Source organism: Brevundimonas sp. (genome assembly GCF_051860745.1).
Taxonomy (GTDB): Bacteria; Pseudomonadota; Alphaproteobacteria; order Caulobacterales; family Caulobacteraceae; genus Brevundimonas.
This window is the reverse complement of sequence record NZ_JBHYDN010000003.1, coordinates 246,116-267,672: the sequence shown is the minus strand read 5'-3', so window position 1 is coordinate 267,672 and position 21,557 is coordinate 246,116. Positions and strand designations below refer to the sequence as shown.

The 21,557-nt window shown below is 60.9% G+C and carries 22 protein-coding genes, 1 tRNA gene and 1 pseudogene; 5 read left to right on the top strand and 19 right to left on the bottom strand.

Features of this window, described 5'->3' with window-relative positions; genetic code table 11:
* Window positions 1-124: 124 nt before the first annotated feature.
* The gene (locus tag ACTIEW_RS05770; RefSeq protein WP_439476953.1) at window positions 125-676 is read left to right on the top strand and encodes a hypothetical protein; all 552 of its coding nucleotides are present in this window, start codon (window positions 125-127) and stop codon (window positions 674-676) included.
* A gap of 452 nt (window positions 677-1,128) precedes the next feature.
* Here the strand turns inward: ACTIEW_RS05770 and ACTIEW_RS05765 are convergent, their stop codons facing one another.
* The 3 genes from ACTIEW_RS05765 to ACTIEW_RS05755 all read right to left on the bottom strand — a co-directional run bounded on the left by ACTIEW_RS05765 (window position 1,129) and on the right by ACTIEW_RS05755 (window position 2,931).
* Window positions 1,129-1,326 (bottom strand): hypothetical protein, encoded by a 198-nt coding sequence (locus tag ACTIEW_RS05765; RefSeq protein WP_439476952.1) that lies wholly within the window; start codon window positions 1,324-1,326, stop codon window positions 1,129-1,131.
* A 78-nt stretch (window positions 1,327-1,404) separates the two neighbouring features.
* A complete protein-coding gene (locus tag ACTIEW_RS05760) occupies window positions 1,405-2,391 on the bottom strand; it encodes a DNA/RNA non-specific endonuclease (RefSeq protein WP_439476951.1) in 987 nt (328 codons plus the stop codon).
* Window positions 2,392-2,457: 66 nt separating this feature from the next.
* The gene (locus ACTIEW_RS05755; protein ID WP_439476950.1) at window positions 2,458-2,931 is read right to left on the bottom strand and encodes a DUF1353 domain-containing protein; all 474 of its coding nucleotides are present in this window, start codon (window positions 2,929-2,931) and stop codon (window positions 2,458-2,460) included.
* Window positions 2,932-3,035: 104 nt separating this feature from the next.
* Here ACTIEW_RS05755 and ACTIEW_RS05750 point away from each other — a divergent pair, with 104 nt between their 5' ends.
* Window positions 3,036-3,236 carry a hypothetical protein gene (locus tag ACTIEW_RS05750; RefSeq protein WP_439476949.1) on the top strand — a complete coding sequence of 67 codons (201 nt, stop codon included), beginning with the start codon at window positions 3,036-3,038 and terminating at the stop codon, window positions 3,234-3,236.
* Between the two features lie 100 nt (window positions 3,237-3,336).
* On the opposite strand, the gene ACTIEW_RS05745 is transcribed toward ACTIEW_RS05750, so the two are convergent.
* The 10 genes and pseudogenes from ACTIEW_RS05745 to ACTIEW_RS05700 form a co-directional block, all read right to left on the bottom strand.
* Entirely contained in the window at window positions 3,337-3,726 is a 390-nt protein-coding gene (locus ACTIEW_RS05745; protein WP_439476948.1) for a hypothetical protein, read from the bottom strand.
* A pseudogene (locus ACTIEW_RS05740) lies at window positions 3,704-4,054 on the bottom strand (IS1 family transposase); the annotation flags it as partial. The gene ACTIEW_RS05745 and the pseudogene ACTIEW_RS05740, both read right to left, overlap by 23 nt.
* A gap of 963 nt (window positions 4,055-5,017) precedes the next feature.
* A complete protein-coding gene (locus ACTIEW_RS05735) occupies window positions 5,018-5,392 on the bottom strand; it encodes a hypothetical protein (protein WP_439476947.1) in 375 nt (124 codons plus the stop codon).
* Window positions 5,389-6,144 (bottom strand): DNA-3-methyladenine glycosylase family protein, encoded by a 756-nt coding sequence (locus ACTIEW_RS05730; RefSeq protein ID WP_439476946.1) that lies wholly within the window; start codon window positions 6,142-6,144, stop codon window positions 5,389-5,391. The genes ACTIEW_RS05735 and ACTIEW_RS05730 overlap by 4 nt, the downstream gene beginning before the upstream one ends.
* A 199-nt stretch (window positions 6,145-6,343) precedes the next feature.
* Window positions 6,344-7,387 (bottom strand): helix-turn-helix transcriptional regulator, encoded by a 1,044-nt coding sequence (locus tag ACTIEW_RS05725; protein WP_439476945.1) that lies wholly within the window; start codon window positions 7,385-7,387, stop codon window positions 6,344-6,346.
* 20 nt (window positions 7,388-7,407) lie between these two features.
* Window positions 7,408-8,295 carry a S66 peptidase family protein gene (locus ACTIEW_RS05720; protein ID WP_439476944.1) on the bottom strand — a complete coding sequence of 296 codons (888 nt, stop codon included), beginning with the start codon at window positions 8,293-8,295 and terminating at the stop codon, window positions 7,408-7,410.
* A 69-nt stretch (window positions 8,296-8,364) separates the two neighbouring features.
* Entirely contained in the window at window positions 8,365-9,363 is a 999-nt protein-coding gene (locus tag ACTIEW_RS05715) for an amino acid--tRNA ligase-related protein (RefSeq protein ID WP_439476943.1), read from the bottom strand.
* 20 nt (window positions 9,364-9,383) lie between these two features.
* Entirely contained in the window at window positions 9,384-10,727 is a 1,344-nt protein-coding gene (locus ACTIEW_RS05710; protein ID WP_439476942.1) for a B12-binding domain-containing radical SAM protein, read from the bottom strand.
* A 1-nt stretch (window position 10,728) separates the two neighbouring features.
* A complete protein-coding gene (locus tag ACTIEW_RS05705; protein WP_439476941.1) occupies window positions 10,729-11,772 on the bottom strand; it encodes a radical SAM protein in 1,044 nt (347 codons plus the stop codon).
* Between the two features lie 207 nt (window positions 11,773-11,979).
* Entirely contained in the window at window positions 11,980-12,207 is a 228-nt protein-coding gene (locus ACTIEW_RS05700; protein ID WP_439476940.1) for a hypothetical protein, read from the bottom strand.
* Between the two features lie 196 nt (window positions 12,208-12,403).
* Between ACTIEW_RS05700 and ACTIEW_RS05695 the strand changes: the two genes are divergently transcribed.
* Together ACTIEW_RS05695 and ACTIEW_RS05690 are read left to right on the top strand one after the other, a co-directional pair.
* A complete protein-coding gene (locus tag ACTIEW_RS05695; protein WP_439476939.1) occupies window positions 12,404-13,303 on the top strand; it encodes an ArdC family protein in 900 nt (299 codons plus the stop codon).
* Between the two features lie 105 nt (window positions 13,304-13,408).
* Window positions 13,409-14,587, top strand: coding sequence for a type IV secretory system conjugative DNA transfer family protein (locus ACTIEW_RS05690; protein ID WP_439476938.1), 1,179 nt, complete (start codon window positions 13,409-13,411; stop codon window positions 14,585-14,587).
* Window positions 14,588-14,676: 89 nt separating this feature from the next.
* Here the strand turns inward: ACTIEW_RS05690 and ACTIEW_RS05685 are convergent, their stop codons facing one another.
* From ACTIEW_RS05685 to ACTIEW_RS05660, 6 genes are all read right to left on the bottom strand, one after another.
* A complete protein-coding gene (locus tag ACTIEW_RS05685) occupies window positions 14,677-15,627 on the bottom strand; it encodes a replication-relaxation family protein (protein ID WP_439476937.1) in 951 nt (316 codons plus the stop codon).
* Between the two features lie 101 nt (window positions 15,628-15,728).
* Entirely contained in the window at window positions 15,729-17,708 is a 1,980-nt protein-coding gene (locus ACTIEW_RS05680) for a type IV secretory system conjugative DNA transfer family protein (RefSeq protein WP_439476936.1), read from the bottom strand.
* Window positions 17,708-18,445, bottom strand: a complete 738-nt coding sequence (locus ACTIEW_RS05675) for a hypothetical protein (RefSeq protein WP_439476935.1) — start codon at window positions 18,443-18,445, stop codon at window positions 17,708-17,710. The genes ACTIEW_RS05680 and ACTIEW_RS05675 overlap by 1 nt, the downstream gene beginning before the upstream one ends.
* 365 nt (window positions 18,446-18,810) lie before the next feature.
* Window positions 18,811-19,005 (bottom strand): helix-turn-helix transcriptional regulator, encoded by a 195-nt coding sequence (locus ACTIEW_RS05670; protein ID WP_439476934.1) that lies wholly within the window; start codon window positions 19,003-19,005, stop codon window positions 18,811-18,813.
* 32 nt (window positions 19,006-19,037) lie between these two features.
* Complete coding sequence (locus tag ACTIEW_RS05665; RefSeq protein WP_439476933.1) at window positions 19,038-20,147, bottom strand: tyrosine-type recombinase/integrase; 1,110 nt, start codon at window positions 20,145-20,147, stop codon at window positions 19,038-19,040.
* Window positions 20,148-20,406: 259 nt separating this feature from the next.
* Window positions 20,407-20,490 (bottom strand) — tRNA-Tyr (locus tag ACTIEW_RS05660).
* Window positions 20,491-20,636: 146 nt separating this feature from the next.
* Between ACTIEW_RS05660 and rlmB the strand changes: the two genes are divergently transcribed.
* On the top strand, window positions 20,637-21,554 hold the full coding sequence (rlmB, locus tag ACTIEW_RS05655) for a 23S rRNA (guanosine(2251)-2'-O)-methyltransferase RlmB (RefSeq protein WP_439476932.1): 918 nt from the start codon (window positions 20,637-20,639) through the stop codon (window positions 21,552-21,554).
* The last annotated feature ends 3 nt before the right edge of the window (window positions 21,555-21,557 follow it).

Sequence of the window (21,557 nt, the reverse complement as noted above, 5' to 3'; positions counted from 1 at the left end):
ATGGCCTGTTTCTGGGGTGCGACGCAGACCCAGGCTCGCCCGCTTGGCTGTGTTCCGCTGGAGTAGCCGAAAGGGCAGCTGTGGAACCGTCCTGATCCCGGCCGAACACAGGCAAGACGCGAGGATGGAGGTGTGTGCCCCGGTTGAGGCAGACTGCCGCCATGACCCTCAATACCTGCGTGATAAACTGCGCGGGCGTATGGAGAATGCCTCAGACTACGAACGCCAGAAGGCCATTGCCCAAGGTATCTACGCCGGCACCAAGCCGGTTCTCTCGCCTGCTCTAGGCGACCTGGTGTCATTCACGGCCGAGGGTTTTAACCACATCCTATTCAAGGGAAGCCGGAGCGAACGCGAGCGCCCGTCCCAAGTCATGCGCTTCAAGCTTCTGCCGCGAGCTATTCGGCTCATCGGACATGCCAACACTTTCCAGGAGTTCGAGGAGAAGAGCCGGGAATACGAGGTGAAGGTACGAAAGAAGCGGCGACTGAAGACGAAGCTCGTCCGCTACTGGGGGATCATCGCCATCTTTGAAAAGCGGAAGATCAAGGTCATCCTCCGCAAGATCGGCAATGGCCAGCTGCACTTCTGGAGCATCGTGCCGGCTTGGACGACCAACAGGCACCGAGACGTCAAGTTCGTGAGCACGATGAAGGGCGATCCAGAGACGGACTGAACGAAAAACACCGCCCAGTGGGCGGTGTCTATCGTGTGCCTGCCTTCGGCTTAGGATCCCAGCCGGAATAGGGCTGACGCCCCACAGGCACCCCTTCAAAGTACCAAAATTCCGCTGAAGCGGCAATGAACCGGCATGACGGCTGGTGACAGGCCAAGACACGCGCTGGGCATGCCGTGAGGGCGGTCGCTTGAGGTGGGTTCAAGTAAAGGTGACTTTGAAGCCGGCTCGAAACGTGACCCAGATCATTGGGAAAGTGCTCGCCCTCTTTTACAGCAGAGGAGGCGTGCATGGACGGAAGCCCGCGCTCTTGCGGCAAGAGGAAAAAGCGAAGTCGGCAACCTCGCGGACTAGCAATAACCTTGCGCAGCTTGAGGTGGATTTTTACTCACGGCGCACTATTGGCAAGAACCCCAATTTGGCTACGACTGGGTTCTTGGGATTTCCGGACTTCAGTGGGGAATGTTGTCCTTCACTGCCTTCTCGGAATCTCCGTCAAGCCTTTGTTGCACCTGAGCGTTCGCTTTTTCGGCTAACCAAAAGGTCCTGACGTGTCTTTTGGCGAAGACGAAAAAAGCAGCCCTCGATAGCGCCTCGCGCAATGGGCTCTTTTCGACCAATGCCTGGTCGGGGGCGGGCACTTTCACCATCTAGGAATAGGCTCCTCCTATTCCGCCGCCGTTAGCAGCGGCTGGATCCTCGACCCGTATACCCGCCAGATTGCGCTCCTAAGGCAACGCGAAGACCCGGGGGTTTCCCTCCTCAATCACGGCCCCTGCAGTCCTTCGGCACGGCGCCGCCACCAAGCTTCTGAATGAGGCGTCCGACACATCCCAGAGCGCGTTATCCTCAGCCAAACCGCTCAATGCGCTCGGGAAGAAATCCGACCCAGTGAGGCGCTCAACGGCCGCCACGGTCGTGATGTGGGCATCCAAGTAGTCAACCGCGGCTTGCCCATCCACGTCCGTCTGGTCGTGCGGTAGAAGGATGGTCAGGGTGTGTAGCTGGCCGTCGCTTCCCTGCCGCGCCAGGATCTTGAAGTAGGCGGAAGGCACGGCGACGTTGGTGCGACCGGACCGCGACCGCATCCGGAAGCTCTCGTCGTCGCGATCGCGAAGCCCGTCGCCATTTCGATCGAAGACGGCTCCGTTGAATATGTAGACCGGCGTCCCGTCTTCCGCCCAGTGCCGCTCGAAGGTCTCGAGTATCTGCCAAACGCCTCGGTTGAACTGGCAGAACTGGGGCGACATGTTCGACATGACGAAGGTGTTGATGATGGGGATTTGTCCGAACGTCATGTCCGCGTTCGGGACCATGTGCCCTTGGTCGAAGATCGCCTCGTCGTAATCTGACGGGCGGGCGGAAACTGGCCCGGGAATGCGGGGATCCTGCCGAAAGCAGTCAATGCGACCGCCCCGGAGCTCCTTCAATCCCAGGACATTGGCGGCCCAGATAGGGCCCTGCAGGTCATCGTCGTACTCGATCACATAGTCGCGCTGAACTAGGCGACGTTGGTTTGACGTGTCGGCAGTGGTCGGCGCTCCCCACGGGAATACGATCTCGCTTGCAAGATTTCGGTCGCGCTGATTGAGCCAGAGCTGGCGATCCGCCGCCTCCCGCTGGGTGGCAGTGCAATTGGCGGCGTAGCTTACGCTCGGCAGTGCGAAGATCAGGGCGAGCGCCCCGAAGAGCCAGGCAAATCTCTTGTTCGACATGGCTTCCCCCTAGAAGTCCTGATGCGTGTCCGCCCGCCGCTTCATCGCGACGCGTCGAACCTCACCTCAATGGCCCCAGCCCCCTCCGCCACCCAAGCGGACCGAAGACCAGATTACGAACTGCTCCCACTTCCCCACCTTCCGGTCGGCCATGGCCTCCATGAGGATGTCGTCAGCTTCTTTCCGGGAATACGGAGCGGCCCGCGTAATGCCGCGGTGCGTGTGCCACTCGCCCGTTCCCTTCGTCTCGTAGAGGAAGTCATGGATGATGGCGCCCTTCGCCCAAGGGCCGTCCGGTGGGTAGAAGGACCAGACCGCGCGCGGGACCGACGCCAGGTCGGTGACGAACCCTGGCGGCACGACGATGAGTTCGTTGGGATCGTCGCCGGCTTGGTATTCAAGCGCGCGCTGAACGCCCCAGAGAGATCGGCCAGCGCGGATCGACGGTCCGTCCTTGTTGTCGAGCAGAACGAGGACGAGCTTCCCAGCGAACCGGCCGGACCGATCGGTCTTGGGTCGCGCTGGAAGTTTGCCCGCCATCGGAGTCTCCCTACCCGAGTGCGAAACTACTTTAAGATGCTGCGCGCGGAAGCGCTACCGTAATTTGACTAACTGACTTTCGGGCGCTCGCGCCGCGTCCACGCTTGGTCTTTCGCTTCTGGAATGATCACCCGGCCAAGCTAGTCCGTATTCCGATCGAGTACGGCCGCAAGCACCTGGGCGAAGGTCTCGGCTGCCTCTTTGATCTGCTTCTCAACGGCGGGCATCTCGAGGAAGTCCTTCCCTGGATCTTCTTGCCGCCCGTGAAGTCCTCAACCGTCACGCTGAACGTCATGGGTTTGTAGGTTAGCCGCGAGGCCACACCCAAAAGGCCGGAGCCACCCTTGATCTCGTGGCTGGCGTAAAGCTCGGTGACTCCCAGCCTGGTAGTGTCTCAGTTTGAATCTAGCGGCGCTTAGCCGTTCGCTTGTGCTGTTGGTCGCCCTCAATCGAGAAAGCTGGCGCCGTCACGCGAAACCGCGTGACGCCAGCAATCCCAGCGGCCAATATCAACAGCGCTCCAGCTGCAATATTGGCGGCCAACTCCCTGTTTCCTGGCGCCCACATAATCATGCTGGCAGCGAGAACAGCAAAGATTGCGGAGACCGCATAGGATGCGATTGTCCTGAGGGTGTGTGTCCTGTCTTGATGAAGGATCAAACGCTCTTGCGCCTGAAGGGCTTCGCTCCCTTCGGCCAGTGACTCCAACTGCAAGCCGCCTCTGATCGCCATGTTACAAAAGGAGCAGCGCACAGCGGTGACTTGGCGTGGCTTAGAGGTTTGCTCGTCGGTCATGTTCTGGCCAGACTACAGCGGGTGCCCGCTTCTTGTAAGGGGCACGCTTTGCGGGAGGCCGGCGGCGGGCTTCGATCCGCTCCGCAATATCCTCCAGAGACCACAGCCGCTCCGAAATCCCCGCCGCCATGGCCGGGGTCATGAGGAGGGCCTTGTGGATGCGGACGAAGTTGTAGAAGGCGAAGTAGAGGGCCAGCGCGTGAACGTGGTTGTTCAGCTTCTTTGAAAAGCCGTTCGTCAGGCGCGTGAACCGGCGCATCGACATACGCATGGTCAGGTTCTGGCGCTCAACATATGACGTTGAGACGTGGGCCTTGTCAGGACCGCCCTCGACCCGGCTCAGCGCGAGCCGGGAATTTTCCGGCTCAGTAGTTAAATCAGACTGAGGCGCTACAGTCGCGGCTCATGAAACACAGTCGTGTTGGGACGGACATTTCGTCGCTCCTTATCGTCGGAGCATCCGGCGTCGTTGGCACGAGCCTGGTCGAACTTCTTTTGGAGCGGCCGGTCGTACACCGACTTAGTCGACTGGTGCTCCTCCGCAGAAATTCCTCGAACGGTTATGTCATTGAACGAGAAGACGGCGTTGACTTAAGTCGGTCCGCAGGGATCGGTGGCTGGGTTTCACCTGACCTTGCCGGGCTTATCTACCTCGCACGAATTCGGATAGATCCGAACGCCGCAGTGAGAACGGCACGGATCGTCGACGTAGAGTCATTCAGCCACGTCCTCAGACAAGCTCGAGTCGCCGCACCCAACATGCGTGTGGTCTTGGCTAGTTCCACCGCGGCGATGGCCGCCCCTTCGCCGGGCTCATACGGATGGCAAAAAAGGATCGCAGAACAACTCATACGAACCAGCGGTGTTCGAGCCACTGCCATTCGCCTACCAACGGTTCTGCCACGCTCGATCGACGGTCGCGGGGCAAGTGCGTTTTTGAATGAGGCCCTAACATGCCTCTTCGAGGGTAGGGCCTATGCATGGCCCATAGAACCCGACCGCCTTATGAGAATAATGTCTGCCCGCCGCGCGGCGGAAAGCCTAGTGCACGCGCTAGGACTGCCAATGCCGTGCATACCAATCGATCTGCCGGCGACCGTGGTTTCCCCGCGAATGCTGCACGACGAAGGGTTTGCCCGGGCTGGAGTCGAACTTCATTGCCGCAAAGTGGTCGCCGTAGACAAAGTGATGGCGTCTCGCCCGACGCGTGTGTCGGAAATCCGAGCTAGGGCGCTGGGGTTCGCACCGCCAGAAACCGCGCGGCAGATTCTCTTGGAAGCGGGAGACTTCCTCAATCGCTATGTTCGAATCTGAACATCATCTGGACCTCTAACTGGCTGGCGGGGACTGAGAATATTCCGGCCACAGCTTCGCACCGCCGCACTCCCTCCGCGTCGTCTAACCCGAGGATCGGCACAATGGTGTTGGGAAACACGACGTATAGGATGCCTTCAACCACGAAATGCGCATAATAATGATGAGGTTTAAGCTTTCCTGACACCTCGACAAGTGTTCTCAACAAATGATCCTGCCCCACATCAACGGTGACGATTTCTACCGGGTCAGTTCCTCCAAGTAAGTGATCGTAGCGATCGACCACGATCGCTTTCAGCGCTTCTGGGAGAACCTCACATTTAAACGACTCACGAATCACCATGCCGTTCACGACGGGGCCTCCGTTAGTGGAACAAGGGGGGTTTCGAGTGCAATCAGCTCCGTCATGTAGAGCAACGCCAGCCCAGAAAATCCGGAAAATCGTTGGTCAAGGCCGGCGGCAACGGATGCGTGGTCCGCATCTGGATGCCCAAATAGCGCTGTCGACGCGATCGGAGTGTTCCAAACGTCAAGCGACAGCCGACTAAAGTCACGCACGCAATGGGAGGCGATCACGCCTGACGTATAGGGGCCGACGCCCTTGATGGTTTGAAGGAGAGCCATCACCTGGTCTGGTTCATTCGCCCAGAGGGACTCCTCGTCATGATCCATGAAAAACGTTGCAAAGGCCGGCACATATTTCGCCCGGTAGCCCAAGCGGCATACCTCTCTTAGTTCAGCCTCTGATGCGTCAGCTACGGCCGATGGTGCCGGAAACGTCATGAGGGATTGCCCGTCGAACTCAACAGCAGTCCCATACCGTTGAAGGATGTTTCGCATCATTTGGGTCGTGCGGGCGATCGTTGTGTTTTGCAGGAGGAGGCTAACCACCGAGATTTCGAATAGATTCTCGGGGCAGCTCATTCGCATGCCATGCATCAGCGCGGCTGCTTCAGCGGTCGATGGTTCCGACTGTGCGATGCGTAGAAAGGTTTCGAGATCTTCGTTGAGCCCATATCCGCGGTCGATCTGCCGGACTAAGCTATCGCGTTCGGCGGACGCCAAAGACTCGTCGGCATAGAGGGTGGCGATGACACCCTGCATGCCCTCCTCAAATCTTACCCCAACAGGCTTCTCGCCAAGACGAAATGTTCGCCAAGTCGTGGAACGCGAGTGAACTTCTAAGTCAGTTGGAAAATGAGACGGCTTCCAGAAGGTGTAGCGAAAGTTGAATGGCGGCTTGGCGGCCAGCTCAAGCTGTCCGACTTCAGGCAAGGCGCGGGGTTGAGATCGACCGGACGAGCTAGTCATGTGGGACCCGCGACCGGGAAGCTCTCGCGCTGCTGTCGTCGTTGGGCAGTAAGGGCCGCCCGCGCATTACATCTGACTGATACTGCCCCAGCGCGCTCGAGAGCTGGCTGACTAGTTCCTCGCGGAGCGCCGCCGGCTCCTCGATGTAGACGTTCTGGCCAAAGCTCATGACCAAGGGAATAAGCCAGTCCCATTTGTCGACGTAGAGCCGAACAACCATTAGGTCGTTGCGGTACTCAATCGACGAAGTGCTTTTGATGGCGAGCGATTGCAGTTCTTCTTGTGCGGCTGCCGACACGATCAGTGTGACGCGCACGTTTCCTTTGCCGAAGTTCTCAATCTCCGACGACCACCATTGGCGAAGGTCAAACCCCTCCGGGTAGGAGAAGGATAGGCCGACCGGCTCGGATGAAATTATCCGGTTGAGCCTGATCCTGACGACGGTCAGGTCCGGCTTCCGTTGCCCGACCACGTACCACTGGCCGCCCTTCCAGGCCAAGCCAAGCGGCCGCATTTCTACCGATAGGATGTCGTGACGCCCTCGGTCGCGGTGGAAGATTCGAAGCTCACTACTCTGAAATACCGCCTCTCGGATCGAAGGAAGGAGATCCGTACCCTCCGTTCGCCAGTACCAATCGGACGTATCGAAATACAATCGGCTCTTAGCCCGCTCCAGCAAGGTCGTGGACTCGGGCCCAAGCGCATTGCGGGCCTGATGGCCACCTGTCGTCCCAAGCTCGCCGAGTGCGTACAGACTCCAAGCTTCATTATTACCGAATAGCAGTGGCGGCAGCGGGTTTTCACCCGCAAGTCGGTAACCTCCGGAAGGCCCGGGGAAACCTTCGATGGGCACTCCGTTGGCTTGGAGCACGCCGACGTCGCGGTAAATCGTCCTTAGACTTACGTCGAAACGCCCCGCTAGGCCTTCTGCGGAAATCCACTCCTTTGAGCGCAAGATGAGAATGATGCCGAGCAGCCGGCTCAGACGGGACTCTTTTCGGGAGGCGGCGCTGACTGATACGTCGTGGTTTTTCATGAAAAACGGCCGTCAGCTGGTCATATCGTCACCGCCTCGACGATTGAGAATCGTTCCGTTCCGGAATTGAGCTCGGCCATCGCGCCGACCGGGAGCGTCACTTTCTCCGGGGTGTGTCCAAGACTTACCGCGTTGAGGACCGGAAATTCCGTCCCTTCGAGAACCTCTTCCAACATATGCTCGAGGCTGAGGCCGCCTTTGGGCTCGTCGCACGCGACTAGACGGCCGACAACCATTCCGGCGATACGGTCAAAGACGCCAACGTCGCGAAAGTGGGTCAGCATGAGATCGAGGCGGTTCACCGGTTTGGCGATGTCTTCCCAAAAGAGGATTGCGCCATCCCAGTTCGGCTCGTGCGAGGTGCCGAGCAGGCATTGCAGGGAGATCAAATTCCCGCCGAGCAACGGTCCAGAAGCGCTTCCGCCTCGAAGCCATCGCCAAGTGGGTTCCGGAGGAATGGGGCGTTCCCGCCATTTCTGCTCAAGCATGGGCCACATGTTGTCCGTCGAAAATGGATCAAGGCCACCAGGCTCGCCCAGGTTCCAAACCACGACAGGGCCATGGAACACGACCAGCCCCGTGCGGGCATGGATCGCGTTCAGCACCGTGGTCGGGTTGCTCAACCCCACAAGAATCTTGGGGTTGCGTCGGATCGCGTCGTAGTCGAGATGTTTCAACAGGCGATTGGCATTGGTTCCGCCGCCAGCGCAGATGATCGCATCCACACCGGGATCGAGAAACGCGGCCATCAAGTCGGCGGCAAGTTCGCGCTCGGGCGCGCTGAGATAGCCATGTCGCTTCTCGGCACTTGGGGAAACCACAACGCGGTACCCGCGCGCTTCAAGTGCTCGAAGGCCCCGCTTGAAACGATCGGGTTCGGCGACCGGTTCGGGAGCAGACAGCGACACGACCGCGATCGTCGAGCCTGGGCCTAGGTGTTTTGCTAATAGAGGAGTCATGGCTTTTGCAGAGGGTTATTATACTGGATAGAGGTCATGCCAATTGAATGGCTTCACTTTACGAATATCGGACACGCCCAACGAGACCATTATTGCTCGCTCCAACCCCAGCCCCAATACCGCTGAAGGGGGGAGCCCATTTTCTACTTCTAATAGCAATGGTTCATCGAGGCAGTTTGTTTGGATGCCGCGCGCGTTCTTGAGTTCGTACATCTCAACGTGCCACGTACGGAGAGCCGCAGCGTCAGTAAGAGTTGACGACATGTTCGCCAGCTCAAGGCCTCCGACGAACAATTCGGTGCGTTCCTTGAACCGCGGATCGAGAGTCGGTTTCGCCGGCCCTCCCAAGTAGCGGGGATACTCACCGACGAAAACCGGCGTGTCGAATTCGGTCGTAAGCTTGGTGACCAAGTCATCCATCAGGTCAGCGCAATCGGCAGCCACGTTCGGTATGAGGCCAAGCGACCGCGAGAATTCAGCCAAGCGACTTGAGTCGAACAGATCTTCTCGTTGGGCACCAAATCGGTCCCGGAACAGCTCGGGCAACGCCAGTCGGGGCCAAGGCTCGGCAAGTTGGTAGGGGCGGCTGGAGCCTGGAGGCTGGTAAGCCCGATTGGATTCAGGGACACCGTGGTCGAGGGCGATGCGGACCAAGCGCTCGGTTAGGTTTGCCATGTCGACGACCGTCGATCCCGCGCTCATCACCTCCAGTGAGATGAATTCGGGCAAATGCGTTTCGTCGACCTTCTCAACCCGAACATTGGTCGAGAATTCAAAAATTCTCTGGGCTCCCCGGACCACTAACCGCTTGAGGAATTCGGTCGGGGCAATCCTCAGGTAGCCCGGCTGACCGAGTTCGGGGTGAGAGGTGGCGAACTGGTAGGTGGGACAAATTTCTGGGTACGGCGTGATGAAGGGCGTTGTCACCTCCAGATGACCGCTCTCGATTAGGTCGGACCGGATCGCCTGGAAAATCCGATGGCGCGCCAAAAGAAGGTCCTCGACCCTGGTAACCATAGGAGACACCCCATGCATGGCTAGGCCGCCACAGTTTTGGGGGCCAGGACCATCCGTGTGTGGAAGCGAGCCTTCCGAACAGTCTCGGCATCGGTCCATGGTGTCTGAGATTCGTAGTAGTCGTACGAGGCCCACTCCTCAAAGCGTTCTGGCGCCTTGAACCCCTGTGCCAGGGCGGTCTCAAACAGCGGTGTGCCTGGGTAGGGCGCAAACACATGAACACGGGTCTCAGGCGTCGGAGTCAATTTCCACAGCTGCTCGATCAAGTCGTACGTCTCGGCCTGCTCAGCAGCGGTTTCGCCCGGGAAACCAACGATGAAGGTGTAGGAACCAAGGATGCCGTGGTCGGCAATTTGAGCGGCCACCTCGAGGATTTGTTCGCGAGTAATCTCCTTCTCGACAACGTCCCTCAAAACGCGATCGGACCCGGACTCGACACCCATCAACAATCGGGAACAACCGCTGTCGCGAATGAGAGGAAGCAGATCGGGTTCAAGACGTCGGGCCTTGATGATGTCATTGGGGTTGATCGACGCGGCCCAGCGAATTCCGAGTTTCTGGTCAATAAGGGCGCGGGCGAACCCGGCAGCGCGATGAAGGTCGATGAACCAGTCCGCGTCGTAGAATTTGACGCCACCGACATTGAACCGCTTCACCAGATCCGTGACGTCCGCGATTAGGGCGTCAACCGGGATGCGGCTGTACTTCCGCTTGTAGGTAAGCTCGTAACAGAACCTGCACTTGTAAACGCAGCCCTGGGATGAGACATAGTTCAAGGTGCGCGGCGACACCGTGGGGTCATCGCGAACATATTTCTGCACATCGAGAAGTTGCCACGGGTACCCGCCCAGATCGCGGGTGCGGGCAGGGTTGGCCGGACCGCGGATCACGCCGGACAGCCCCTTCGAGATGAGGCCCGGCACTTCCGAAAGGGAGCGACGTCCCAGCAAGGCCTCCACCAGCGCCGGCATCGAGGTCTGTCCTGGGCCTACGAGGACGCAATCGACAAGCGGATGGGCGAGCGTTTGGTCGGGCAGCACGTTTACGTGGGGGCCACCAAATACCAGCATCGGGCAATTTTCGCGCTCCTTGGCAGCAGCCGCCATCTTGAGGGCGTGAGCAATCTGGCCCCCACCCGTCATGACGCTAATTCCGATGCAAACGGCGCGATCTGCGTGGGCATCAAGAAGGCGATGCCATGCCGCTTCATCGGATTGATTTCCGTCAAAGAGCACAACGTCCGCGACATCGTCGTCGATCAGCACCTTGGCGATGCTGAGAAGCGAGAAGGGCATCCAGTAGTAGACGTAGTCCTTCTCGTGATCGATTTTCGGGTAAGCTAGCACCACCAAAGGCTTGATCATGTCAGGCCCCTCCCGCAGTAAGTTCGGGCATGGGCGGCTGAGCTGACCGAAACTCCGCCGCCTGGTAGACAGCGACGGCTTCCTCAAGCATTTCGCGCACGGCCCATGGCCCCGCTTGGACGGCCGGCCGCAGGTCGAGAACGACATCTTCCCGCAGCAGGCAAAATTGAAGTCGCATGTCGGCGGTCAGCCTAAGGGCCATGAGCGCATCATGGCAGGGGAAATGCCGGCAACCGTCGCACACCGAGCCGAACCATGCCCCGGCGTGATGGTCTTTGACGAGCACGTTCAGGCCCGATGCCATCACGTAGTGGCTCATCGGGTGTCCTAAGCCGCCCTGATATGCCTGCTTCGACTCGACTGCCCGCTTCCGCAGCGTCTCGGAAATGGTGCCGAGGGGGAGGTATAGATCCTTCAAGGACTTTGGCTGCGGATCGATCTTCAGCAGCTTCAGCCTTTTGCCGAACGCCTCGGTGCCATCGTCGAGGTCTTCGATCATGTCGAGCAGTTTAAGGGTATGGACTCCAGCCGCTTCGCAGTACGCCACCAGGTCCATGACTTCTTGATCGTTGACCCCCCGCATGACGACCATGTTGATCTTGCATGGGACGCCGGTGGCGATGACTTTTTGAATGGCCGTCAGCAACGCGGGAAGATCGTCCTTCGTCGTGATCAGCCGGTGCAATTCGGGCTTGAGCGTGTCGATGCTCACATTGATCATGTCAGTCCCTGCGGTCACCAGGGGCTGCGCCAGGTCGCCGATGAGGGGGTGTCGTGAAATTACTTCGAGGCGCAGTCCTTCGATCTTCTTCAGTGCACCCGCACACTCGATCAGCGGAAGCCACAGCGCCGGATCGCCACCCGTCAGCTTGACCTCGGTGAGGCCCAGCGACGCCAGTATCTCGGTCACCGAAATGACTTCTTGCGCCGAGAGCGCCGCCTTGGGGGGCGTGGCGACTGCCTCACCGGAGGGACGGCAGTAAAAGCACCCCCGCCCGCACCGGGAATTCACTGTCACTCGAAGCTGAGGAAGCTGCTGTGCCATTTCTCTGACTGCCTAACCCTGACATATATCTGTCAGGGTCTCGGTCGAGTCAAGCCCTCACCTAGACGACTGGCCATCCCGGGCGGGCTTGAGCTTTGTCGGGCGCTGCGGCCTGGTCGTACTGCCAGGTGGCTATCTGCACCAAGACGTTCCGAATGGTCTTTAGGTCATGAACCTTCCGGTCAAGCCGCCGGCTAGCAAGGCGTCCTACTCCTCTTGTGCGTTTTCCCCATCCTTGATGAGCGATTTTGGATGCCACGGCGGACTTGGCACACGCGGCATCTCGCCGGCTTCTACGGAGCGGCTCAGGACGATGCGATAGAGCTCTTCCAGACGATCGGCGAGGTCGAGCGCCTCTCCGTCGGAGAGCCGGATGTTGAACGCGTGCTCGTAGCGCGTCTTGAACTCTTTGAGCTCCTCGGGGGGTAGCGACATGCAGGCATGATCGCCGATGGGAGACGGTCGAGCACGGCGGTTGTTTGGCTCGATTGCCGTCGACCCGGCTCGTGTCGGTTGGCCGTCGTGACCGGGTTCGCTTGGCCCGACAGACTGGCTCCAGAATGCAGCTCCGCTCCCTGGCCTCCAGGAGCGCCGGAATGGTCCGACGCTCCTCCGCGCCAAGGAGCGAGCTATGCAAACCTCTGTACCTTCTAACGATCGGTTCGACCTGTATCGGACCGTTACGGACGAGATCGTCGCCGCCATAGAGGCGGGAGCCGGCGCCTTCGTTATGCCGTGGCATGTGAGCGCCGCGACCGGCCGACCGACCAATGCCCTCACCGGCCACGGGTATCGCGGTGTGAACGTCGTGGCCCTTTGGGCCGAGGCGGTCATGTCTGGATACGCAACCGGATGGTGGGCGAGCTACCGGCAGTGGGAGCGGCTCGGAGCCCAAGTCCGCCGCGGCGAGCACGGCACCGTCATCGTGTTCTACAATCGCCTCAACACCGCCCCTACAGACGAACTTGACGAGTCGGGTCGGTTTCGCCTCGTCGCGCGCGCCTCCCGGGTCTTCAACCTCGGCCAAGTGGACGGTTGGCAGCCGCCCGCTGCGTCGGTGCCGATCATTGGGGCGTTGGCCGAAGTGGAGGCGTTCGTCGCCGCGACCGACGCAGTCATCCTGCATGGTGGGTCACGAGCCTGCTATCGCCGCGACTACGACCGCATCGAGCTTCCTGCTCGAGACCGGTTCCGGGGCTCGCCGACAAGCTCCGCAAGCGAAGCCTACTACGGCACCCTCCTCCATGAGCTTGTCCATTGGAGCGGCGCCCCTCACCGCCTGGATCGGACGTTCGGGGCGCGGTTTGGGGACAACGACTATGCCTTTGAGGAACTGATTGCCGAACTAGGGGCGGCGTTCCTCTGCGCGGATCTCGGCATCGCCAACGAGCCGCGACCAGACCACGCCGCCTATGTCGCGTCCTGGCTCAAGGTTCTGAACGACGACCGCCGCGCCGTCTTCACCGCCGCCGCGCGAGCGAATGACGCAGCGATCTACCTACAGGGCTTCAGCGAACCCGAACCGACCTGACCCTTGGACCCCGGTAACTCGGGGTCCCTCTTTGCTCCTGATCGGCCCCGATCAGCGCCCATTGTCCACCGTGCATTCAGGACCGGCTGGCGGAGAATACGAGCGATGATTGACCCTCGCGACCAGCCTTCATTCTTCGGCGTATCGAACTTCCATGGGTCGAAGAAGCGGCTTGCCATCGCCCAGACGGACCGCCTTTCGCACATGTACATCGTGGGCAAGACCGGCGTCGGAAAGTCTACGCTCCTCGAGATTCTGCTCCGTCAGGATATCGTCGCCGGCCGAGGATTCGCCCTCATAGATCCGCATGGCGATCTGGCGGAGCGCGTTTGGGAATGGACACCCCACGCGCTGCGGGACCGCATCACCTATCTGAATGCGCCCGATCCATTGCAGCCGTTCGGATACAATCCGCTCCGTCGCGTTCGTCCAGATCGCATTCCGTTGGCCGCCGCGGGCATCCTCGAGACCTTCAGGAAGCAGTGGCCGCAGGCTTGGGGCGTGCGAATGGAACATGTTCTCCGCAACGCGCTCTATGCCCTCCTGGAGCGGGACGACGGGAGTCTGCCGGACATCTTGCGCCTGTTCTCGGACAAAAAATTCCGGAAAGCGGTGGCGCGCAAGATCGAGAACCCGGTGGTGAAGGAATTTTGGACGACCGAGTTTGAAAACTACCCAGCCCGCCTCCGCGCCGAGGCGGTAGCGCCCATACAAAACAAGCTCGGCGCGCTCCTGGCCGACCCCACCCTGTTTCGGATCCTCGTGTCGCCAGTCTCAGAAATCCGCCTCCGCCCGCTCATGGACGAGAGACGGGGGCTTATAGTGAACCTGTCCAAAGGAGAGCTGGGTGAAGACGCCTGCGTGATCCTCGGCGGCCTGATGGTAACGATGCTGGGCTTGGCCGCTTTCAGTCGCGCGAATGTTCCGCCGGACCAGCGCGCGGCCTTCTTCATCTACGCTGACGAGTTTCAAAGCCTAACTACGCTGTCACTCGCGAATATGATGTCCGAACTCCGGAAGTTTGGGGCAGGGCTGATCCTGGCCCATCAATATTTGAGTCAGCTGGATCCGGCTGTCCGTTCCGCGGTCTTTGGGAATGTCGGCAGCTTGGCGGTCTTTCGTGCAGGAGCCGAGGATGCGGCCTACCTCTCGCACGAACTCCACGGCAAGTTTGACGTCCACGACATCCTTAGCCTGCCTAACCACCACGCCTACCTGAAACTGATGACTGGTGGGTCGCCGAGTCTCCCATTCAGTGGCGCGGTTAGTCGACCGCCCGGGTAGAACTCGCTCGCTCCCCGAAGCTGCGGAGCCGGGGTTGCTGCCGTGCGCTTGACCGTTCGCCGGCCTGGTCGGTCCACTCAGCAATCGGACTACGCCTTGCTGAAATCCTTTGAGGCTCCGGCGGTCGCCCACGGCTCGTCGAGGAGGTGAGACAGCACGCTTCGCGGCACCCGCCAATTGGCGCCGAACGACGGTTCGCACGCCATCGCGAACCTGTCTTGAAAGCGGGGCTGATCTTGCCTTCTCAGGTGCTCGAGGATGTTCAGGCCATGCGTCGCGTTGGTCGTAATCGTCAGGACATGCAGGTTGGGCAGGCCCCAATGCGATCTGAACGTCTGGTTCTTCAGCACGTCGAGGTAGCCCTTGATCTTCTTGCCGAAGGCGTTCTGCCTCTGGTCCCGGCGTTCGATGCTTTCGGTGTTCCGATCGATTTCGACCGCGAAGAAGCGAAAGCCTGAGCCGGGATATTCGAGGCCGAACAGGTCGTCGGGGATGATCGCCGTCTCAGAGCCGTGACTGGAGAGGGGGATCGCCATCGGGTTGGCCGTCTCGCGGGCGGCCGTGCCACGCGGATGCGCGAGTATCTCTTCGCGGGGGATGTAGCGAAGCCCCTTGGTCGCCGCCGTGATTTCGAAGGACGCTGCGACGCAGGCGCCCATAAGTTGGTGAAGAAACGGGTCGGTCCGCCGGGGGGAGAAGCGCCCCAGTGCGCCCCGCTCGGCCAACGCCTTCCGGGCCCGTGGCGCGAGGTCATAGACCAGATGCTGATACCGCGCCTCGTAGCCGGCGTGCTGCTGTTCGGGCCGCAGAAGATACGGACCCGCCTGATCGCCATTGTAGAGCTCGGTAAGGCGGTACTGGAGGTGTTTGAAGCTGCGCGCCAGGTGTCTGGTCAGTTCAAACAGATAGTGAGACGGCAACGGACCGTGACGGTTGATGGCCTCGAAAAGGAGGAGGTCGCGTTCGGTCAGTTGGAGGCGGGCCACCATCGGGTTGGGCTTGGCGAACCGAAGGCGGCGATTGAGAGCATCGGTTTTCATACAAGCCGGTTAGGCGGCTCGGTCGCCGCTGTAACCGTGCGCCATGGGTTGTGGCGAGCGGGTTTGATGCGCCATGCGGTCGCTTGAGAAGCCGAAAATTTCTACCAGTCCGGGGAAATATCTTCGTCCGGGCCGGGGCGTGTCGGCTCATCTGCAGGAGTTGATGGAGGCGCGATCGTACTGAGCGCGACTTTGGCCCGGTTCCGATCCATGAGCCTTTGGTAGGCTTCGGCGTCGAGCCTCGGCCGTGCCGCAAGCGCTCCTGGCGTGATCGGGATGGACACGGCGTGGGGCGTGACGTTGCGGATGTGCGCGGCGAACTGGAGCCGGGGTTGGGCCAGGATGAAGTCGGGGGTTGTCCGCATATCCGACGCCATCGCACGAGCGTCCGAAGCGGAAAGACCGGATGCGAACTTGGCCCCCGTGTTGGCGGCGAGCGAGGCCTTCAACGAGGCGGACGCCTGGTCGAGGTACTGGTGCGCCAGCACCAATCCGCACCTGTATTTTCGGGCGTCGGTCAGAAGGTCATCGATATTGCTGTCGAAATAGGACGCGGCCTCGTCCACGAAGACGAATGTGTCCTTGCGATCAGCCGCGGGGATCGCGGCGCGCTCCAGGATCGCTTGAAGGGTGAGCGAAATGAAGATGCGGCCGAAATTATCGGACGCACCTTTGAGGTAGTCCTTGGCGGTATCGACCAGGATGATGGAGCCTTTGTTGAGCTCGGCGTGCAAGTCGACCTTGGTCTCCGGACTGGTGAAGAGCCGGGCCATGGTCGGGTTCTCGAGAATGGCCTGCAGGCGATAGCGGATCTGCTCCTTGGTCTGCTGGAAGGTTTTGCTGGGGAAGTCCCTCAGAAAGAACTCCCGCGGGATGTCGGGAAGGCCGGCGATCGCCTCCCGATACGGGGCGTCGTCTGACATCAGGTGGAGCATGTCGAGGATGGTCGCGTTGCGCCCCATCGTCTCCGGGAGGGAAAGCATTAGCCGCGTGACATACCGGAAGAAGACGCCCTGTTTGGCGGTGAGGTCGGCCCCCAGGAGGCCGGTGAAGAGGTAGTCGAAGGTCTGGATGACCCCCGCTGTGACCTGCTCGCGTGTGGCCTCGTCATACGCTCCCAGCCGGTCCTGATTGACGGCGAAGATATTCAGGGCCGGCGGATGCCGAATGTCCCTGGGGTCGATGATGACGAGCCGATCTTCGATGCCCAGGTCCGCATGCGTGAGCTTCTGGATCAGGTCCCCGTGCGGGTCGATCACGACCAGAGACGGCGGGTCATCCGACGCGATGTCGTGGAGGATCAGGTTCTCGATGAGGGTCGTCTTGCCCGCTCCGGTGCCCCCCACGATGTGCATATGATTGAAGCGGTCCTCGTGGGAGAGCTTCAACGGGACGGGCGCTTTGAAAAGCGCCTGAAGCGGCGTCTCGCCGAGATAGGCGTCCACCATGTCCCCGAGCGGCATCGCGCTGTCGCGGGGATATTTCCAGGGCTTTTTGCTGTCTGGGGAATCCTTGCCAGAGACGCGGCAGAGGTTCTGCATAAGCTGAGACGAAAACGCCTTGAAAAGCCCCTGATCCTCGTAGGGACCGCTCAGAAGCGTGCCGAACGGTTGCTCGATCGCCAGTTTCGGCTCCTCAAGCGTGTGGATCAGCGGGATGGTGAAGGGCGAGGGGGTCTCTGTCTTCGGAACCTCCCGGGCGAGGCCGTACAGCAATCGAACCAGCGCCTCATGGAAGCTCTGAAGCACCGCCTCCTGGTTCGTGAAAAAGTACTGCTTCGCGTAGAGGAGGTTCCGGTACTCGACGAACTCTTTGAGGCTCATCCGCTCGAAGTCGGGAGCCGGGAGCGCCCACATCTGGGTCTCGGCCTCCATGAAGTCGTGGAGGGCGTACAGGAAAGGTCGGTCCAGGTCGTCGGGGAGATCATCGAGGTAGGCATAGACCCGCTTGCCCACCGTGACCGGTGTCTCGGAGAAGGCGTCCTGTCGGGCCTTCACCCAGGCATAGAGCTGACGCGCCTCGTCGAGGTCCCTCCCCTTCTCGTCGGTGAAACGCCGGAAAAAGGGGACGTAGGTGCTCATCAGCCCATGCACTGAGACAACAAGAAGAGGATGAACAGGGTCCCGGCGACGACCCCGACCTTCTGCCCGCCGCTCAACCTCTGCCACCAACGGACGAAGGGTTCGATGCTGAACTCCTGTGCCATCGCGCCGGCGTCGCCGCCCATGCTGATGTGAGGATCTGGGCTGAGACCCGCCGTCTCGTCGGCGGTGCGATGGTGCGTTGCGCCTGCTTCAAGGGCCGGTTGAGGGCCGGCCTGGGCTCTAGCGGCGGCCGGAGCAACAAGCATGGGAGCCGGCGCGGTCGCGGTGGCGACGACCTGGGGCTCCGGGGTGTTGAAGTCGATGAGGACCTCTCTGCCGTCAAACGTCGCTGCAGTATCCAGATAGCCGCGCAGGTTCTGGCATGCGGTCATGATCGCGTCCTCTGCGCCGAGCAGCTCATCCATGCTCTTGCATTCGACGTGCTGGCCGCGCTGAAGGCTCTCGATGCTGATATTAAGGTTCAAGGCCGCGAAGGCCACAGACGCCATGCCCTTGAGGCTTCCGATCATGTTGCCGGTCGCCATACTCATGCCGGCGCTGGCCAGGTGCTTCTGAGCGGCCTCGCTGTTGTAGATCACCTGCTTGTGGAGTTTGTAGCGCGTGATGCTGGCCTGCTCGGCGGGGGTGAACTCAACCCTCGCGTCGAGACAGAAGATGACGGACTTCGACACCACGCCACCCTCGCGCTGAGAGCGTTGAAGTTTGAGTTGCATGTTGACCCCCTTGAACAACCTTAAGAAAGGCGCGCTGGCCGCGTGAGTCAAGCGCTGCGCAGGTCGGCCTTGACCGGTACGGAGAGGTCCAGGGGTTCCGTGAATGGGCCCTTAGGAAGCTCAGGGGTCGTGGCGGGTAGCCAGACGAATAGTGTTGCGGAATAAGGGTCTCCGGGACGGTGACCCCGGCATACAGGGTAAGGGGGGCTATCCCCGCCTGTGTGCCGCTATTTTTGCACGCTTTCTGAAGCCCGCTGGGGGCGGAAGCTACGCGGCGTCCATGCGGTACCGACGCCAAGGAAACTGTCTGATGAAGGCCCAAAAAAAGACCCGGCGGTTTCCCGTCGGGCCTCTTAGTGACTCCGTTAGGAGTCGGTGTGTCCATCGCGGTCGGCAACGCGGGAAGCCATCCATGCCTGCACCTCGCTCTCCACATAAGCGACCCTGCCGGTCCCGAGTCGTACCCGTTTAGGGAACTTCCCTTCGCCTTCGAGACGCGCCGTGTGCGCGAGACTGTAGGTGACTAGCTCCTTCACCTGCTTCTTCGATAAGAACCTCATCGCGGTACTCCATTTCTGGAGTGTCGCGACACTCAGGTTCGACCCTGGGCGAGGAACGATATCAGAAAGGTCTCGTACTTGGCGAGGGCTTCCCGCTTCTCCTCAAGGCGGTCGTAGCGATCGTAGATGTCATCCAGGACGGGCGGGGCATGGTTGATGAGGAGTTCTGCCACGTCCCGCGGCACCCTGAGCCGGGCCATATTGGAGCGGAACGTCCGGCGTAGATCGCGGGTCTGCCAGTCCTTCGTGCCACTCGCCTTCATGACCTCCGCCTTGATCTTGGCGAGACCGGCGAAGGAAAGGTGCCCGTCACCCCAGCGGGAACGGAAAAAATGGGTCCCCTCAGGGAACAGGTCGAGCGTCTCCTGCGCCAGAGGACAGATAGGGATGCTGTGATCCCTGCCGTTCTTGGTGAACTCTCCAGGGATAGTCAGCACCGCGTCAGAGGCCCATTTGCGCTCCGTGACGATCGTTTCGGTATTCCGGGTCCCCCAGAGTATCAAAAGCCGGATAATCGCGTGTGGCGGCTTCTCAGCGGCTTTCCAGACGGCCTTGAGCTCGTCATCCGAAAGGATCCGGGTGCCCCGCCTGTCGCTCGACGGCGGCTCGTACCCCTCCATGGGGCTGTGCTTGATGTACCGCCTTGGAGGACGGACGCACCAACGGAAGAAGCACCGGGCCGTACGGAAGACGTGTAGCTGCTCTGACGGGGTGTCAGAGAGCTTGTCGAGCTCCCTCTTCACGTCTGCGTCGTCGATCGAGTGAAGCCGGCGGTGGTCGAGGCCCTTGAGATGTTTCTTGAGGAGCCGCTCAGCCTCCGCCTTTGTACGGGGCTTGGCGTCCCGATAATTCTCTTCGATGAATCGCTCGCGGGCTTTGGCAAAGGTCAGAGTGACAGCCTTGGGTTCGGGAGCGGTCGAAAGTAACCGCTTGGCCTCTGCCCTCGCTTCGGCGAGCGAAAGGTCTCCGTACTTGCCGATGGAAATGCGCTCGCGGTTGCGGCCACGCATCACCATCCAAGTCTTCGATCGCTTCCCGACGCGGATTCCAAAGCCCGGCGTCGTGTCATCCCAATAGGAAACGTACCCGTCTGTCGGCTTGAGAGCCCGAACCGCTATGTCAGTCAGATGCAGGACCGGCATGGGATCTGTCTCTTTTCTGGCTCCGCAATCATGCGAATAGGAGCGAGTAAGAGAGTCTCACATGAGAACGTCGAAGCCAAGCACCATAAGGGTTTTAGGGCCGTCGCGGGTCGGGATGAGAAGCTATGAGAAGCTGCAAAATCCGCTTGGAAGGCTGCTGTACTACCATTGTACTATACCCGCACGGAGACTGCGTCGGGCTTCTAAGCCCTCCGCAGCCGACCCGATATGGGGTCCGGACCTTCGTTTCGAAACCGCGTGGTGGGGGAAGCAGGACTCGAACCTGCGAAGCTTACGCAGGGGATTTACAGTCCCCCCCCTTTGCCACTCGGGACATTCCCCCAGCGCGTTTTCGAACCGTCGGACCGATGTCTCGCCGACCTTTCGGCCGTCGAAACAACAAAAGCTCTCGGTGTCCCGCGTCGCCTGGTTTAGGAGGGGCGCCAGACCCGAAAGCCCTCAGGGCTCCAAATCGGAGGGCGTCTTATAGTGTCGAGAAAACCAGAACGCAACGACCGGAAATCGGGCAAAAAGCCGGTTTTCGGCGACAAGTCCGCGGCCCGTTCCGGCGGCCCCGGTGCGGGCGCCAAGGGCCCGGCCGAGGGCGGCCCCGACCGTGGCGGCTGGAACCCCAATCCCAAGCCGAAGGCCTTCTCCGATTCCGCCCCGCGCCCGTCGCGCGCGAAGGCTGACGCCGACAATTTCGTCTGGGGCCGCCATCCCGTCATCGCCGCCCTGGCCAATCCGGCCCGCAAGGGCATGGGCCGGCTGCTGGCGACCGCCGACCGCGCCGCCGAACTGGAACGCGACAGGCTGGCCAACGGCCACAAGATCGAGGTCATCGAGGTCCAGGCGCTGGACCGGATGCTGCCTCCCGGCGCGGTGCACCAGGGCATGGCGTTCAAGGTCCAGCCGCTGGAAGGCGTGGCGCTGGAGGACATCGCCGGAGACGGCGGCGTCATCGTCATGCTGGACCAGCTGACCGATCCCCAGAACGTCGGCGCCATCTTCCGCTCAGCCCTGGCCTTCGGCGCCAGGGGCGTCGTTGTGCAGGACCGGCACTCGCCCGCCCTGGCCGGAGTCCTCGCCAAGGCATCGGCCGGCGCGACGGAACGCCTGCCCTGCGCGCGGGTGACCAATCTCAGCCGGGCGCTGGAGACGCTCGCCGATATGGGCTGGCGCGCGGTGGGCCTCGACGGCTCGGCCGAGCTGACGCTGGAACAGGCGCTGGACGACCGCCCCACTGTGCTGGTCATGGGCTCGGAAGGCGACGGCATCCGCCGTCTGGTGGCCGAACACTGCGATGTGCTGGCGAAGATTCCGATGCCCGGCGGGTTTGAGAGTCTGAACGTCTCCAACGCCGCCGCGGTGGCGCTTTATGAGGCCAACCGCAAACAGTCGTCGTGACCG